At 69.6% G+C, this 15464-nt stretch carries 12 protein-coding genes; 2 read left to right on the forward strand and 10 right to left on the reverse strand.

Annotated elements, in window-relative coordinates:
- The 4 genes from PA27867_RS14470 to PA27867_RS14485 all read right to left on the reverse strand — a co-directional run bounded on the left by PA27867_RS14470 (position 1) and on the right by PA27867_RS14485 (position 6249).
- Positions 1–1806: an ABC transporter ATP-binding protein gene (locus PA27867_RS14470; RefSeq protein ID WP_066597471.1), complete on the reverse strand. Its 1806-nt coding sequence runs from the start codon at positions 1804–1806 to the stop codon at positions 1–3.
- On the reverse strand, positions 1803–3653 hold the full coding sequence (locus PA27867_RS14475; protein WP_066597473.1) for an ABC transporter ATP-binding protein: 1851 nt from the start codon (positions 3651–3653) through the stop codon (positions 1803–1805). The genes PA27867_RS14470 and PA27867_RS14475 overlap by 4 nt, the downstream gene beginning before the upstream one ends.
- 443 nt (positions 3654–4096) lie before the next feature.
- Positions 4097–4909: a dimethylargininase gene (ddaH, locus tag PA27867_RS14480; protein WP_066597477.1), complete on the reverse strand. Its 813-nt coding sequence runs from the start codon at positions 4907–4909 to the stop codon at positions 4097–4099.
- A 119-nt stretch (positions 4910–5028) separates the two neighbouring features.
- The gene (locus PA27867_RS14485) at positions 5029–6249 is read right to left on the reverse strand and encodes a mechanosensitive ion channel family protein (RefSeq protein ID WP_084021198.1); all 1221 of its coding nucleotides are present in this window, start codon (positions 6247–6249) and stop codon (positions 5029–5031) included.
- A gap of 210 nt (positions 6250–6459) precedes the next feature.
- Between PA27867_RS14485 and PA27867_RS14490 the strand changes: the two genes are divergently transcribed.
- Complete coding sequence (locus tag PA27867_RS14490) at positions 6460–6864, forward strand: tautomerase family protein (protein ID WP_066597479.1); 405 nt, start codon at positions 6460–6462, stop codon at positions 6862–6864.
- A gap of 43 nt (positions 6865–6907) precedes the next feature.
- On the opposite strand, the gene purH is transcribed toward PA27867_RS14490, so the two are convergent.
- The 6 genes from purH to sucC all read right to left on the reverse strand — a co-directional run bounded on the left by purH (position 6908) and on the right by sucC (position 14350).
- Positions 6908–8587, reverse strand: coding sequence for a bifunctional phosphoribosylaminoimidazolecarboxamide formyltransferase/IMP cyclohydrolase (gene purH / locus PA27867_RS14495; protein ID WP_066597480.1), 1680 nt, complete (start codon positions 8585–8587; stop codon positions 6908–6910).
- Positions 8584–9177 carry a phosphoribosylglycinamide formyltransferase gene (gene purN, locus PA27867_RS14500; protein ID WP_066600020.1) on the reverse strand — a complete coding sequence of 198 codons (594 nt, stop codon included), beginning with the start codon at positions 9175–9177 and terminating at the stop codon, positions 8584–8586. The genes purH and purN overlap by 4 nt, the downstream gene beginning before the upstream one ends.
- A gap of 9 nt (positions 9178–9186) precedes the next feature.
- Complete coding sequence (locus tag PA27867_RS14505; protein ID WP_066597481.1) at positions 9187–10446, reverse strand: DUF6350 family protein; 1260 nt, start codon at positions 10444–10446, stop codon at positions 9187–9189.
- A 123-nt stretch (positions 10447–10569) separates the two neighbouring features.
- Entirely contained in the window at positions 10570–12129 is a 1560-nt protein-coding gene (locus PA27867_RS14510) for an APC family permease (RefSeq protein WP_066597483.1), read from the reverse strand.
- A gap of 130 nt (positions 12130–12259) precedes the next feature.
- The gene (sucD, locus tag PA27867_RS14515) at positions 12260–13147 is read right to left on the reverse strand and encodes a succinate--CoA ligase subunit alpha (RefSeq protein ID WP_066597484.1); all 888 of its coding nucleotides are present in this window, start codon (positions 13145–13147) and stop codon (positions 12260–12262) included.
- A gap of 33 nt (positions 13148–13180) precedes the next feature.
- Positions 13181–14350, reverse strand: a complete 1170-nt coding sequence (gene sucC, locus PA27867_RS14520) for an ADP-forming succinate--CoA ligase subunit beta (RefSeq protein WP_066597486.1) — start codon at positions 14348–14350, stop codon at positions 13181–13183.
- Between the two features lie 271 nt (positions 14351–14621).
- On the opposite strand from sucC, the gene PA27867_RS14525 reads away from it, so the two are divergent.
- Complete coding sequence (locus tag PA27867_RS14525; RefSeq protein ID WP_066597489.1) at positions 14622–15386, forward strand: VIT1/CCC1 transporter family protein; 765 nt, start codon at positions 14622–14624, stop codon at positions 15384–15386.
- Positions 15387–15464: the final 78 nt, after the last annotated feature.

Raw genomic sequence — 15464 nt, forward strand, 5'->3', positions numbered from 1 at the left:
TCAGACGAGGGACTCGCGCCAGGCGGCGTGCAGCTTGGAGAACCGGCCGGTACCCGAGATGAGCATGTCGGGGGTGCCGTCCTCCACGATGACGCCGTTCTCCATCACGAGCACCCGGTCGGCGATCGCCACGGTCGACAGCCGGTGCGCGATGATCACCGCGGTGCGGTCGCTGAGCAGCGTCTGCAGGGCCTCCTGCACCAGCCGTTCGCTGGGGATGTCCAGCGACGAGGTGGCCTCGTCGAGGATCAGCACCGCCGGGTCGGCCAGGAATGCCCGCGCGAACGAGATCAGCTGGCGCTGCCCGGCCGAGACCCGGCCGCCGCGCTTGTTGACGTCGGTGTCGTACCCGCCGGGCAGGCCCACGATGAAGTCGTGCGCGCCCACGGCCTGCGCCGCCGCCTCGATCTCCGCCCGGGTGGCCCCGGGCTTGCCGATCGCGATGTTGTCGGCGACGCTCCCGCTGAACAGGTACGCCTCCTGGGTCACCATCACGATGGCCCGGCGCAGGTCCTTGGGGTGCAGGTCGCGCAGGTCCACGCCGTCCAGCAGCACGCGGCCGTCGGACGGGTCGTAGAACCGGGAGATCAGCTTGGCCAGCGTCGACTTGCCCGCACCTGTGGAGCCGACGAGGGCGATGGTCTGCCCAGGCTCCAGGGTGAGGTCGAAGTGCGGCAGGATGACCCGGTCGGCCTGGTACTCGAACTGCACGTTCTCGAACTGCACGGCACCGGTCGACGTCCAGAGGTCCACCGGCTTGATCGGGTCGGGCACGCCGGGCTGCTCCTCGAGCACCCCGGAGATCTTCTCGAGAGCGGCGGCGGCCGACTGGTAGGAGTTGTAGAACATCGCCATCTCCTCCATCGGGTCGAAGAACCGGCGGGTGTACAGCAGCGCGGCCAGCAGCGCTCCGATGGCCAGCTGCCCGTCCGCGACGCGGAAGCCACCGACCAGCAGCACCACGGCGACGGTGACGTTGCCGATCAGGATCAGCCCGGGGTCGAACACCCCGAACAGCTGGATCACCCGGGCGTTGACGAGCCGGTATGCCTCGACGAGCTTGCCGAAGACCCGTTCGTTCCGCGGTTCGGTACGGAACGCCTTGACGGCACGGATGCCCGTCATGGTCTCCACGAACTGCACGATCAGGCTCGCCGACGCGGTGCGCGACCGGCGGAACAGGTGCTGTGAGCGCACCTGGAACCAGCGGGTGAGCGCGAGCAGCGGCACCAGAGCGACGAGCAGCACCAGCCCGCTCACCCCGTCGAGGGTGACCAGCGCGATGGCGGTGAACACCATGTAGAGCAGGCCCTGCACAAGCTGGTTGATGCCGGAGTCGAGCAGTTCGCGGATCGCATCCAGGTCGCTGGTCTGCCGGGAGATGATGCGCCCGGACGTGTACGACTCGTGGAACTCAAGGCTGAGCCGCTGGGTCTGCAGGAAGACACGCTTGCGCAGGTCGATGAGCACCGCCTGGCTGATGCGCGCGGAGAGCACCGTGTACCAGGCGATCAGCAGGGCGCCGGTGACACCGGTGACCAGGTAGACCGCGCCGGTGGCCGCCAGCGGCATCCAGTCCTGGTTGAGCAGGGCGGGCAGGCCCTTGTCGATGCCGTAGGCGATCAGGGCGGGGCCGGCGACCTGCGCGGCCGTGGAGACGACCACGACGAGCATGGCCACGACCACCGACCAGCGCACCGGGAACAGCAGCGAGCCGAGCAGGCGCAGCGAACGGCGGCGGATCTGGCCGCTTTCCGCTTTGGTGTAGTCGAGGCGTTCTTCGCCTTCGACGCCGGTGACGCTCACAGCGATTCTCCCGTTCGGTTGGACTCTCGTCGTTCTTCGTCTTCCAGGCTGGAGATGACGAACTTGTAGTGCGGGCTCGAGGCCAGCAGTTCGGAGTGCCGGCCGACCGCGGTGACCCGGCCGTTCTCCAGCAGGGCCACCCGGTCGGCGAGCATCACCGTGGACGGGCGGTGCGCCACGATCAGCGCGGTGGTCTTGACGAGCACCCGGCGCAGCGCCGCTTCGACGAGCGACTCGGTGTTCACGTCGAGCGCCGAGAGCGGGTCGTCGAGCACGAGCACGGCGGGCGCCGCGGCGACGGCACGGGCCAGCGCCACGCGCTGCCGCTGCCCGCCGGACAGGCTCATGCCCTCCTCGCCGACGAGCGTGTCGACGCCGTCGGGCAGGTCGTGCACAAAGCCGGCCTGGGCGATATCCAGCGCCTCGGCGAGCACCGCGTCGGCCTCCGGGCTGCGCTCGGCGAACTCCGGGCGGCCGAGCAGCACGTTCTCTCGCACGGATGCCGAGAACAGCGTCGCATCCTCGAACGCCATCGCGATGTGCCGGCGCAGTTCCTCACGGCGGAGGGCGCGTACGTCGACCCCGTCGAGGGTCACCGAGCCATCCGTCACGTCGTACAGCCGGGTGGTGAGCGCCGTCAGGGTGGACTTGCCGGAGCCGGTGAGCCCGACCAGCGCCATGGTCTCGCCGGGTTCGAGCACCAGGTCGACCCCGTCGAGCAGGTCGGGGAAGCGCTCCGGGGAGTCGGCGTAGCGGAAGTGCACGTTCTCGAACGCCAGCCGGCCGCGCGGGGCGGTGATGGTGACCGGGCGGGGCGGGTCGGTGATGGTGTTCGGGGTGTCGAGGATGTCGAAGAACCGGTCGGTGGCGGTGCGGGTGTCGAAGGTCATCGACAGCAGGAACCCGATCGACTCCACGGGGAAGCGCAGCACGGTGGCGGTGGCGAAGAAGGCCACCAGCTCGCCGACGCTGAGCTGGCCCTGGCTGGTGAGCCAGACGCCGGAGACCAGGCAGAGCGCGAACGCCACGTCGGGAACGAGCAGCAGCCACAGCCAGATGCCGGCGATGGCGCGGGCCTTCTCGATCTCGGTGCCGCGCAGTTCTTCGGCCTGGTTGGCGAAGCTCTTGAGCGCGAAGCTGCCGCGGCCGAACGCCTTGAGCACCCGGATGCCGTGCACCGACTCCTCCACGGCGGTCGCGAGGTCGCCGGACTGGTCCTGGCTGCGCCGGGCGATCACCGAGTACTTCTCCTCGAAGACGTAGCCGTAGATCCAGATCGGGATCGAGCAGACGAGGAAGATCAGGCCGAGGACCCAGTTCATCGACACGAGGATCACGACGCCGGCGAGAATGGTGAGGAAGTTCACCACGAGCAGCACCAGGCCGAACGAGATCCAGCGGCGGATCATGTTGAGGTCGCTGATGGCGCGCGAGAGCAGCTGCCCGCTCGGCCAGCGGTCGTGGAAGGTCACGGGCAGGTCCTGCAGCCGGGCGTAGAGGGCGTTGCGCATCCGGGATTCGATGTGGGTGCCGGGCACGAGCACGAACCAGCGGCGCAACGCGATCATCACGGCCTCGAGCACACCGAGGGCCAGCACCGTGAGCACGGCGGGCCAGATCGGGGCGGTGTCGCCCTGGCTGAGGGCGCCGTCGACGAGCTGCTGCAGCACCTGCGGGATGGCCAGGGCCACGAGCGAGGCGAGCAGCGCGGACAGCATGCCCAGCCCGATGCGCGGCAGTGCCGGCTTGGCGAACGGGTACAGCCGCAGCAGCGTGCGGAGGGTGTTGGGACGGGCGGCCGGCGTGGGCGCGGTGTGGGGCGGATGCTGTTCTGCAGTGGAGGTCATGAGTCGTTCCTGCTAAACCCGCGTGATTCTGGAGTCGAACGGGTGGATGAGGCGTGCTGAGTCGGTGCGGGAGCCGTGGCGAAGCCGACGGTGCCGTGCTGGCGCGGGGGTGCCGCGTCCGAGAGGAGAAGCGGGCGGTGACGCCCGCGATAGCTGAGTGCCCGCGGAGGCGAGCAGCGGTGGTGTGGCCGGACTCCTAGGCGGAGGCGGGTCGGAGCGCCGGGACGAAGGCAGCGCCGGTCGCAATCGTTGCGAGCGTGGTGCGGGCTGTCTTGGTCATGTCGGCCTCCTGAGCGCGTCTGTTCATCGTCTTGTGCCCCCCATGTTCAGGCAGCCTTTCAGGATACGGCCCCGGTTGCGCCGGGCGCAAGAGCGAATTTCTGCCGGCGCCTGGTTCGGGCGCGGATGCGGGCGCGAGGCCGACCGCATCCGGCCGGGCACGGTCAGCGCACCCGCACGCTCAGGCAGGTGACGCAGCCCTCGAGCTTCTCGAATTCGGTGATGTCCACGGTCACCGTGCGGTACCCGAGCCCGATGAGCAGTGCGGCGGTCTGCGGGGCCGCGGCCGACATCAGCAGGGTGTTCTCGTCGAGGATCACGACGGCGGTGCCCTCGGCCTCTGGCACGGGCAGGAACTTCTCGAACAGACCCGGGTCGTCCACCAGCGGCGGGTAGCCGATGATGGTGCCGTCCGGCAGCGCGGTGATCGCGGTTTTGAGGTGCAGGGCCCGGGTCACGGGAACCGTCACGACCGTGTAGCCGAGCGGTTCCACGATGGCGGCCAGTTGCGCGGCGCCCTCGGCGTTGGTGCGGAGGCTCTGGCCCACATATACGGTGCGGCCCACCTTGAGCACGTCGCCGCCGTCGAGGGTGCCGGGTGATTCGAGCCGGTGCACGGTGAGGTCGAGGTCGCGCACGGCTGCTTCGGCGGCGGCGGTCTCCCCGCGCCGGCTGGGCGCTCCGGGGCTGGCGACCACGGCGGTGCCGCCGAAGAGGATCACGGCGTCCTCGATGAACACCGAGTCGGGCTGGTCGGGCGCCGGTGCCACCTCGGTGGTGGCCCAGCCTTCGGCCTGCAGGGCGGCGACGTAGCCCTCCCACTGGGAGCGGGCCAGCTCGAGGTCGATGGGCACGCGGTCGATGTGGGTGATCTGCCCCTCCGCGAGGATGTCGACGGGCCGGCGCACGAGGGCGCGCTTGCCGGCGCCGGTGGGCGTCGTGTCGGTGGGCAGGCCAGAGTCACCGGAGGTAGTCATGCGCACAGCCTAAAACACCCCCGCGCCGCGCGTCTCGCTTCGTCCGCCCGTGCCGATGTCACCAACTTGCCACGTGAGGATCCCAGTCACCGCGCGTGGGGCGCGGGCGGACGCCCGAACTAGCGAGGCGCGGGGAGGGACTCGGGGGCGTCGTCCCAGTCCTGCACCGTGATGGACTCGGTGAAGTGCTGGGCACGCTCCTTGCCGCCCTCGTCGCCGGAGAACAAGCCGGGCGCCTCGATGACGGGGCGGGCGGGCTTGCGGCCGCGGGAGGACGGGCGCACCGGCGGGGCCTCGGGCTCGTGGCGCACCTCGACGCGGCTCATCGGCAGGGCGTCGGGGTTCTCGGCGTTGACCCAGTCGATCAGGTTCTCCCGCACGAAGCAGCGCAGGTCGAACAGGGTCGGCGCGTCCTGCGCCGTCACGAGCACGCGCACGCGCACGTAGCCGCCCACGGCATCCGTCACCTGGAGCACGACGGCACGTTCGTCCCAGAGGTCGGTCTGCGCGACGATGCGGTTGAGCTCCTCACGCATCGCGGCGGGGTTGACGCGCCAGTCCAGGTCGAACTCGATGGCGCCGAGCAGTTCGCTGTTGTGCCGGGTCCAGTTCTGGAACGGGGTCGTGGTGAAGTATGTGGACGGCAGCACCATGCGGCGGTCGTCCCAGATGTGCACGACGATGTAGGTGAGGGTGATCTCCTCGATCTTGCCCCACTCCCCCTCGACGATGACGACGTCATCCACGCGCAGGGCGTTGTTGAACGCGAGCTGCATGCCGGCGAAGATGTTCGCCAGGGTGGACTGGGCGGCGAGACCCGCCACGACGCTGAGCAGGCCGGCGGAGGCGAACAGGCTGGCCCCGACCGTGGCGGCGCCGGGGATGCTGAGCAGCACGGTGCCGATGGCGCAGATGATGATGATCACGATGCCGATGCGGCGCATCATCCGCAGCTGGGTGCGCACCCGGCGGGCCACCCGGTTGTCGCGCACGTCGATGCGGTACCGGTTGGCGGCCATCTCCTCGGCGAAGTACAGCAGCGCACAGAGCAGCCAGGTGGCGCTGCCGATGAACAGGGCCCGGAAGACGAAGCCCACCGTGGTATCCCAGCCCGCGGGCACGTCGAGGTATCCCGCTACGGCGAGCCACAGGAGCCCGATCAGCACGGTCATGCGGAACGGCACCCGGATGAGCTGCACGAGCACACGCGCCCACGCCTTGCGCTTGCCGACCAGGCGGAACGCGAACGCGGCGATCGCGGTGATCGCGAGCGCGAGAACGATTGCCGCGAGAGCGGCAACGGGGAAGGCGGGCAGGGACAGCCCGAGAACATCGATCACAAGTGGCCTTTCCGTGTCAGGTCTGTGAGAGGTCTGCAACGGCGGTGTCACGTGGACCTCCCATCATGACAGCACTCGCTGAGAAGAGCCACAGAGTGCGGCACGGATGCGGCGCTGCCGCCCAGCCGGCCGGGCTACGCTTCCCCAACCGCCCCGGCGGGGTGCCCCGGTCTCACGCCGGCGGCACGACACCACTCTCAAGGAGACCGCATGCCCCTCGTTCGCATCGATCTCGTCGAAGGACGAGACGCCACCCAGATCCAGGCCATCGGAGATGCCCTGCAGGACACCTTGGTCCAGGTGTACGAACTGCCCGAACGGGACCGGTTCCAGATCGTCACCGAGCACCCCGCCGGACGGATGATCGCGCTCGATGTGGGGCTCGGCTTCGAGCGGTCCGAGCAGTTGGTGATCATCCAGATCTTCACCCAGGCCGGCCGCTCCGATGAGGCCAAGCAGGCCTTCTTCGCGGCCCTCACTGCCAACCTCGCGGCCGTGGGCGTAGCCGAAGCCGACGTCGTCATCGGGTTCGTGGAGAACAGCCCGGCCGACTGGTCGTTCGGGTTCGGCCGCGCGCAGTACCTCACCGGCGAGCTCAAACGCCCCGGCAGCTGAGTCGGTCCGGAACCGGCGAGTGCCGCCGGTTCCGGACATCGGCTCAGTGGAAGAAGTGACGCTCCCCGGTGAAGTACATCGACACACCGGCGGCCGTCGCCGCGGCGATGACCTCCTCGTCGCGCACCGAACCGCCGGGCTGCACGACCGCGGTGACGCCGGCCTCCAGCAGCACCTCGAGGCCGTCGGCGAAGGGGAAGAACGCGTCGGACGCGGCCACGGCGCCCTCGGCCCGCTCGCCGGCCCGGCTCACGGCGAGGTGGCAGGAGTCGACCCGGTTGACCTGGCCCATACCGACACCCACGGATGCCCCGGCGTGCGCGAGCAGGATCGCGTTGGACTTCACGGCCCGGCAGGCCTTCCAGGCGAACTCGAGGTCGGCGCGGGTTGCCTCATCCACCTCGGGGCCGGACACCAGACGCCATTCGGCGGTGTCGAGGGTGTCGAAGGTGTCGGTCTCCTGCACGAGCAGGCCGCCGGAGATCTGGCGAAGCTCCAGCGAGGAACGACGGTAGTCGGCGGGCAGCTCCAGCAGGCGGATGTTCTTCTTGGCGCTGAGCAGTTCGAACGCGGCCGGCTCGAAGCCGGGCGCCACGAGAACCTCGGTGAAGATCTGGCTGACCGTCTCGGCCATGCCCAGCGTGACAACGCGGTTGGCGGCGATGACCCCGCCGAACGCCGACACCGGGTCGCAGTCGTGGGCGCGGTGGTGCGCGGAGGCGATGGCGTCGGGCGCCTTGGGGTTGGCCACGGCGATGCCGCACGGGTTGGCGTGCTTGATGATGGCCACGGCCGGTTCGGCGAAGTCGAAGGCGGCGCGCACGGCAGCATCCGCGTCGACGTAGTTGTTGTACGACATCTCCTTGCCGTGCAGCTGCGTGGCCTGGGCGATGCCCTGGCCGCCCTCGCCGAGGTAGAGGGCGGCGGCCTGGTGCGAGTTCTCGCCGTAGCGCAGCACGGTGCCGCGGGTGGCCTCGATCGCGAGGGTCTCGGGGAACAGTGCGTCGGCCTCGGGGTCTTCGGCGGCGACAATCGCGTCGAACGCGTCGAGGATTTCTTCGCCGAGCGCCTCCGTGTCGTCCTGCCACTGGTCGTAGACGTTCTCGGTGAACCAGGCGGAGACGCTCAGGTCGTAGTTGGCGGTGTGCTCGAACGCGAGCGAGGCCAGCTTCTGGCGCAGGCGCAGGGTGCTGCCGCCGGCGGCGACGGCCGCGATGATCTCCGAGTAGTTCTCCGGGTCGACCACGATGGCCACGTTGGGGTGGTTCTTGGCGGATGCGCGCACGAGCGCCGGTCCGCCGATATCGATCTGCTCGATCACGTCGGCGGGCTCCGCGCCGGACTCGACGGTTTCCACGAACGGGTACAGGTTCACGACCACGAGCTGGAACGGCGCGATGGACAGGTCGGCGAGCTGGTTCTCGTGCGCCTCGAGGCGGAGGTCGGCGAGGATGCCCGCGTGCACGCTCGGGTGCAGGGTCTTCACCCGGCCGTCGAGCGACTCCGGGAACCCGGTGACGGCGGCGACATCCGTGACGTCGTGGCCGGCCGCGCGGATGGTGGCGGCGGTGGAGCCTGTGGAGATCATCTCGACGCCGGCGGCGGCGAGCGCGTTGGCGAGTTCGACCAGGCCGGTCTTGTCGGAGACCGAGATCAGCGCGCGCTGCACGGGGATGACGTCCCGGTCGCGGTAGAGGCTCCGGGCGTTGGTGTGACCGCTCATATGGGGGAATGCTCCTTGAGATCGACGTGTCCGTTGGCGATGTCGAGCACGGCCTGCACGAGCAGGCGGCGTTCGACGAGTTTGATGCGGTCGTGCAGCGAGTCCTGGGTGTCGTCCGGGAGCACCGGTACCCGTTCCTGGCTCACGATCGGTCCGTCGTCCACTCCGTTGTCCACGACGATGATGCTGGCGCCCGTCTGCGTCACGCCGGCGGCGAGCGCGTCGCGCACGCCGTGGGCGCCGGGGAACTCGGGCAGGTAGGCGGGATGCGTGTTGATCAGGTGCGGCGACAGCGCCGACACCACCCGCGGCGGCAACAGGCGCATGAAGCCGCTGAGCATCGTGAGATCGGGCTGCCACTGCTGGATCTGCTCGAGCAGGGCGTCGCCCCAGGCATCCCGGTCGGGGTACGACGAGAACGGCACCGAGAAGGTGGGGATGCCGAATTCCTCACCGAGTTCGAGCCCGTCGGCGTCCCGGTCGGCGCCGATGGCGACCACCCGGGCGGGGAACTCGGCGTCGCCGGACGCCTCCAGAAGCGCGCGCAGGTTCGAGCCTCCGCCGGAGATCAATACGACCAGTGACAGCACCATCCGAGCCTACCGTTTCGTTGAGACTTCCTCGGTGCGCGTATCCGTGCTCCGGGCCCGACGGCCACCGACGAGCATACCGAGTGCGGCGGCGATGCCCACCTCCACGACGGTGAGGGCTCCGACCAGCAGCGGGTTCGGTCCCACGTCGACGAGCCGGCCCGGGCCCATCGCGCCGGCCGACCACCAGGCGAGCAGGCCGAGCAGGATGCCCGCGACCAGGCCCATCAGGCCGCCGGTGATCAGCATCCGTGCGGTGCCGTGCGGGGAGTTGGCGCGCTTGTCCAGGCCTTGGCGCACGAGGACGGCCACGACGAAGCCGATCAGCACGGGTACGAGCAGGCCGAGGAAGCCGAAGTCCAGGGTGCCGTGCGGCAGCACGCCGAACAGCGGCAGCCCGGGCACGGCCGAGACGGAGGTGCCGAGCGGGGTGATGCTACTGCCGGTGCCCAGCGCGATGCCGGGGCCGGCGAACCAGCTGGCGGCCCAGATCACGATGTTGGGGATGAAGGCGAGCTGGCCGATCGTGAGGCTGATGCCGCCCATCACGTCGGCCTGCAGGGTCTCGTAGAGGCCGATCACGGTGGCGAAGTTGGCCAGCACCGACACGAACACGGCCAGGCCCGCCACCACCAGGATGCCGGCGACGGCGGCCGTTCCGCCGCGGAGCGCGGCGGCCAACTGGCTGCGCACCTCGGCGGGGATGCGGTTCAGCTGGTCGGTGACCGGGCGGGCCAGCCAGCCGGGCCACACGGTGCCGGCGGCCCGGCCCGGGGCCCACGCGCCGATCAGCACACCCAGCGCGAAGACCAGGGTGGGCAGCAGGATGCCCTGCACGGGCGCCGGGGTCACCACCGCGGTGCCGGCGGAGAAGGTGAGCAGCGCGGCGAGCAGCGCATACGTGAGCACCGCTGTGCCGGCCGCGGTGAGGCGGTAGTCGGTGCCGGCGGCGCGGCGGCCGGTGCGCACGCCGAGCAGCACCGCGAGCACGGCGAAGCCGAGCAGGGCGATGGTGAGGCTGAACGGGGCCTCGGCCCCGGCAATGCCCAGAGCGGTGGTGACCTCGACGGGCAGTTGTACCGCGAGGTCCACGCCGTTGCCGAGCAGCCAGACGTCCACGGCGGCCCGCCAGAACACGAACCAGTCGATGCCCAGACCGTAGTGGGTGCCCCAGAGCACGGTGAGCGGCACCAGGGCGATGCCCACGCCGATGGCGACGACAATGAGCGCCTCGAGCGCGGCGAGCAGGGCAGTCGTTATACGGTTCATATCCGAAAGGGAGCCTACCCTGGGCCGGCCGCAGGTTCGCCGTACCCCGCCGCGCAGTGCGGAACCGCGAGCGGTTATGAGGCAAAAGTGACTTCAGGAGGATGGAATTGGGCCTCGGGTCGCTCAGACGCCGCCGTCGACCGACCGGGTGAGGGGCACATCCTCGTCGGGCACCAGCACCGGAGTGGCCGCGTTGAGCGACTCTCCCCGGAAGAACGGTTTGGAGCCCGCGAAGAATGACCAGATGACCATGAGCACCACCCCGGCCAGCAGCGAGCCCACCCCCACCACGAACACCCCGCCGATGCCGAACAGCACCGTGTAGCCGTAGTCGGGGTCGAGCATGTCGATCACGGAGAACACGAACGCTCCGGTCAGCAGCAGCGCCCCGACGAGCGGGAAGACGAAGCGCATCCAGGCGTTGCGCCAACTGGTGAACAGGTCGTGCCGGAAGTACCAGACGCAGGCGTACCCGGTGATGGCGTAGTAGAACGCGATCGCCAGGCCCAACGAGAGGATGGTGTCGTTGAGGATGTTGGAGCTGACCAGGGTCATCCCCACGTAGAACGCCACCGCCACGACGCCCATGATCAGGGTGGAGAACGACGGCGTCTGGAACCGCGGGTGCACCTGCGCGAACCGGCGCGGCAGCGCCTTGTACACGGCCATGGCGAGGGTGCCGCGGGCGGTGGGCAGGATGGTGGTCTGGGTGGAGGAGATGGCCGAGATCATCACGGCCGCCACGAGCAGCCACGCCCAGGGGCCGAAGACGGCGTCCTTGAGGGCGAAGAACACGTCGTCGGCGTTGCCCTCGTTCCCGAGGCCCAGGCCGGTCGTGCCGAGCCCGGCGTAGGCCATCGCGGCGACCGTGACGCCCACGTAGGTGACCAGCAGGATGATCGTGGTGAGCACCGCGGCCCGGCCGGGGATGCGCTTGGGGTCGCGGGTCTCCTCGTTCAGGGCCAGGCAGGTGTCCCAGCCCCAGTAGATGAACAGGGCCAGCAGCACGCCCTCGACGAGCCCGTTGAATGAGGTGAGCGCGAACGGGTTGAACCAGTCTGCCTGCGGCACCGTGGAGCCGGCCGGGGCGCTGCCGTCGAACACCGACCAGAGGGTGAACACCGTGAACAGCACCAGGGCCAGATACTGGAAGCCGAGCAGCACGTTCTGCAGCCGTTCCCCGATCTCGATGCCGCGATAGCTCACCCACACCATCAGCACGATGAAGACCACCCCGGTGAGGGTGACGACGAGTTCGTTCTCGGCGAGGTCGGGAGCCGCGAGCAGCCAGAAGTAGATGCCGCCGATCTGGGCGAGGTTGCCGAGCACCACGATGCCGGCCACGGCCACGCCCCAGCCGCCCATCCAGCCCACCCAGGGGCCGAATGCCTTGGTCGCCCAGGTGAAGGTGGTGCCGCAGTCGGGGATGTCCCGGTTGAGTTCCCGGTACGCGAATGCCACCAGCAGCATGGGGATGAACGCGATCACGAACACGACGGGAGCCTGGGCGCCCACGGCGAGGACCACAAAACCGAGCGTCGCCGCCAGAGAGTACACCGGGGCGGTGGACGCCAACCCGATCACGGTGGAGCCGAACAGGCCCAGGGTGCCGGTGGCCAGACCCTTGCCCTCGGAGCGGGCCGGTTCGGGTCGCACGGGAACCGTGGCGTCATTGCGGGACATGGTCCTCCGATCGCGGGCATCGACATCCGCCCCGTCGTCTGCCGACCGGCGCTGTCGATTGCAGCATGATACTCGCCGCCCCGCGCACGAGAAAGGGCCCGCCGAATCGGCGGGCCCTTCGTCGAACGGCTTACAGCGCGGCGAGAACCTCGCGCAGCAGGGTCGCGGTCTCGCTCGGCGTCTTGCCGACCTTGACCCCGGCGGCCTCGAGGGCCTCCTTCTTGCCCTGGGCGGTTCCGGCTCCGTCGGAGACGATGGCGCCGGCGTGGCCCATGGTCTTGCCCTCGGGGGCGGTGAAGCCGGCCACGTAGCCCACGACGGGCTTGGTGACGTGCGCCTTGATGTACTCGGCGGCCTTCTCCTCGGCGTCGCCGCCGATCTCACCGATCATGACGATCGCGAGGGTCTCGGGGTCGGCCTCGAACGCGGCGAGCGCGTCGATGTGGGTGGTGCCGATGATGGGGTCGCCGCCGATGCCGATGGCGGTGGAGAAGCCCAGGTCGCGCAGTTCGTACATCATCTGGTAGGTCAGGGTGCCCGACTTGGAGACCAGGCCGACCGGGCCCTTACCGGTGATGTTCGCCGGCGTGATGCCCACGAGCGCCTCACCGGGCGTGATGATGCCGGGGCAGTTCGGCCCGATGATGCGGGTCTTGTTGCCCTTCTCCTGGGCGTACGCCCAGAACTCGGCGGAGTCCTGCACGGGCACGCCCTCGGTGATGATCACGAGCAGGCCGATTTCGGCGTCGATCGCTTCGATGACGGCGTCCTTGGTGAAGGCCGGCGGCACGAACGCGATGGAGACATCCGCGCCGGTCTTCTCCATGGCCTCGGCGACCGTGCCGAAGACGGGCAGCTCGACGTCGCCGTGGGTCACGGTGGTGCCGGCCTTGCGGGCGTTGACGCCGCCGACGATCTGGGTGCCGGCCTTGAGCATCAGAGCGGTGTGCTTGGTGCCCTCGCCGCCGGTGATGCCCTGGACGATGACCTTGGAGTCCTTGTTGAGGAAGATTGACATGTTGTTCCTATTCCTTGATCTCGACGGGCCGGATCAGCGGGCGGCGTGGGCGAGTTCGGCGGCCTTGGCGGCGCCCTCGTCCATGGTGGCGGCCAGGGTGACCAGCGGGTGGTTGGCCTCGTTGAGGATGCGGCGGCCTTCCTCGACGTTGTTGCCGTCGAGGCGCACGACCAGGGGCTTGTTCGCGGCGTCGCCGAGGGTGGCGAGCGCGCCGACGATGCCGTGGGCCACGGCGTCGCAGGCGGTGATGCCGCCGAAGACGTTGACGAAGACGCTCTTGACCTGCGGGTCGCCGAGGATGACGTCGAGGCCGGCGGCCATGACGGCAGCGGATGCTCCGCCGCCGATGTCGAGGAAGTTGGCCGGCTTGACGCCGCCGAAGTTCTCACCGGCGTAGGCGACCACGTCGAGGGTCGACATGACCAGCCCGGCGCCGTTTCCGATGATGCCGACCTCGCCGTCGAGCTTGACGTAGTTGAGGTCGTTCTGCTTGGCCTTGGCCTCGAGCGGGTCGGCCGCGGCCTTGTCCTCCAGGGCGGCGTGGCCCGGGTGGCGGAAGTCGGCGTTCTCGTCGATGGTGACCTTGCCGTCGAGGGCGATGATGTCGCCCTCTTCGGTGAGAACCAGCGGGTTGACCTCGACGAGGGTGGCGTCCTCGCCGGCGAAGACGCTGTACAGCTGCACGAAGACGGGGGCGACCTTGTCGACCAGCTCGGCCGGGAACTTCGCCTGGACGGCGATCTCCTTGGCCTTGGCCAGGTCGATGCCGGCGTTCGGGTCGATGGCCACGTAGGCCAGGGCGTCGGGCTTCTCCACCGCGAGAACCTCGATCTCCACGCCGCCCTCGTAGCTGGCGAGCGAGAGGTAGGAGCGGTTGGACCGGTCCAGCAGCACGGAGAAGTAGAACTCCTGCTTGATGCGGGCTCCCCCGGCCACCATCACGCGGTGCACGGTGTGGCCCTTGATGTCCAGGCCCAGGATGGCGCGCCCGGCGGCTTCGGCCTCATCCGGGGTCTTGGCAACCTTGACGCCGCCGGCCTTGCCGCGGCCTCCGACCTTGACCTGCGCCTTGACGACGACGACACCGCCCAGCTTCTCGGCCGCGGCGCGCACCTCCTCGGGCGTGTCTGCGATGATCCCGGGCAGAACCGGGACTCCATACTGCTCAAACAGGTCTCTGGCCTGGTATTCGTAAAGATCCACGCTGCTCTTCCAATCCGCGTCATAGCGTTCCGTGCATGGGGTAGGTGTGGCCTGATGCCCCGGCGCGAAAACTAGCTCGACGTCGAGAGATACTGACCATCTCAAACTCTACCTTCTCAGATCGGGCGCCATGCCCGCTGGTCCCTCGGCGGTCTCGCTGCACCTCGTGTGGCTGGATGCGCCCGCTATAGCGGGCGCGCCGGCCCAGAAGGGGCGCACCGAACGTCCGGTACCGCTGGTCACGGCGCCCCCACAGTGCTTGGCTGGCCTTATGAGCGAATCAGACCCGGCGCGCCAGCCCACCGGTCCCGCACCCTCCTCCCCAGCCGCCGAACCCGACCATGCCACCGAGCCGCACTCCCCCGGGCACGCTTCCCGGCTCAACTGGTTACGCGCCGGTGTGCTCGGCGCCAACGACGGCATCGTCTCGGTCGCGGCTTTGGTCGTGGGCGTCGCCGCGGCCACCTCCGACTCCGCGGCGATCCTCATCGCCGGGGTGGCGAGCCTGCTCGCCGGGGCGATCTCCATGGCGCTCGGCGAATACGTGTCGGTGAGCAGCCAGCGGGACACCGAGCGGGCCTTGATCAACAAGGAACGAGCCGAGCTGGCCACGATGCCCGAGCAGGAGCTGGCCGAACTCGCCGGGCTGTACCAGGCCAAGGGCCTCTCCGCCGAGACCGCCCGCCTTGTGGCCGACGAGCTGACCGCGCACGATGCGCTCGGCGCGCACCTCGAGGTGGAGCTGCACATCGGCGCCGACGAGCTCACCAACCCCTGGCACGCGGCCTTCGCGTCGGCGGTGGCGTTCACGGTGGGCGCCATCCTGCCGCTGCTGGCGGTGCTGCTGCCGCCGCCGGAATGGCGGGTGCCGGCGACGTTCGTCTCGGTGGCTGTCGCGCTGATCATCACCGGCTGGCTGAGCGCGTTCCTCGGTGACAGCCCACGGATGCGCGCGATCGCGCGGGTGCTCATCGGCGGGCTGCTCGCCCTCGGCGTGACCTACCTGATCGGTGGCCTGCTCGGCACGACGATCTAGGTCCGGAACGGCGACAGCGATCCGGACCTCTCGTCGGGGTCTGGGTGACAGCGTCTGGACCTTCCGGGAGGGTCTGGG

This window comes from Cryobacterium arcticum, assembly GCF_001679725.1.
GTDB lineage: Bacteria > Actinomycetota > Actinomycetes > Actinomycetales > Microbacteriaceae > Cryobacterium > Cryobacterium arcticum_A.

Coding starts and splice junctions, on each gene's coding strand:
- PA27867_RS14475 (WP_066597473.1), bottom strand. CDS start 3,653: ATGACCTCCACTGCAGAACAGCATCCGCCCCACACCGCGCCCACGCCG.
- ddaH (WP_066597477.1), bottom strand. CDS start 4,909: ATGACTACCTCCGGTGACTCTGGCCTGCCCACCGACACGACGCCCACC.
- PA27867_RS14490 (WP_066597479.1), top strand. CDS start 6,460: ATGCCCCTCGTTCGCATCGATCTCGTCGAAGGACGAGACGCCACCCAG.
- purH (WP_066597480.1), bottom strand. CDS start 8,587: ATGAGCGGTCACACCAACGCCCGGAGCCTCTACCGCGACCGGGACGTC.
- PA27867_RS14505 (WP_066597481.1), bottom strand. CDS start 10,446: ATGAACCGTATAACGACTGCCCTGCTCGCCGCGCTCGAGGCGCTCATT.
- PA27867_RS14510 (WP_066597483.1), bottom strand. CDS start 12,129: ATGTCCCGCAATGACGCCACGGTTCCCGTGCGACCCGAACCGGCCCGC.
- sucD (WP_066597484.1), bottom strand. CDS start 13,147: ATGTCAATCTTCCTCAACAAGGACTCCAAGGTCATCGTCCAGGGCATC.
- PA27867_RS14525 (WP_066597489.1), top strand. CDS start 14,622: ATGAGCGAATCAGACCCGGCGCGCCAGCCCACCGGTCCCGCACCCTCC.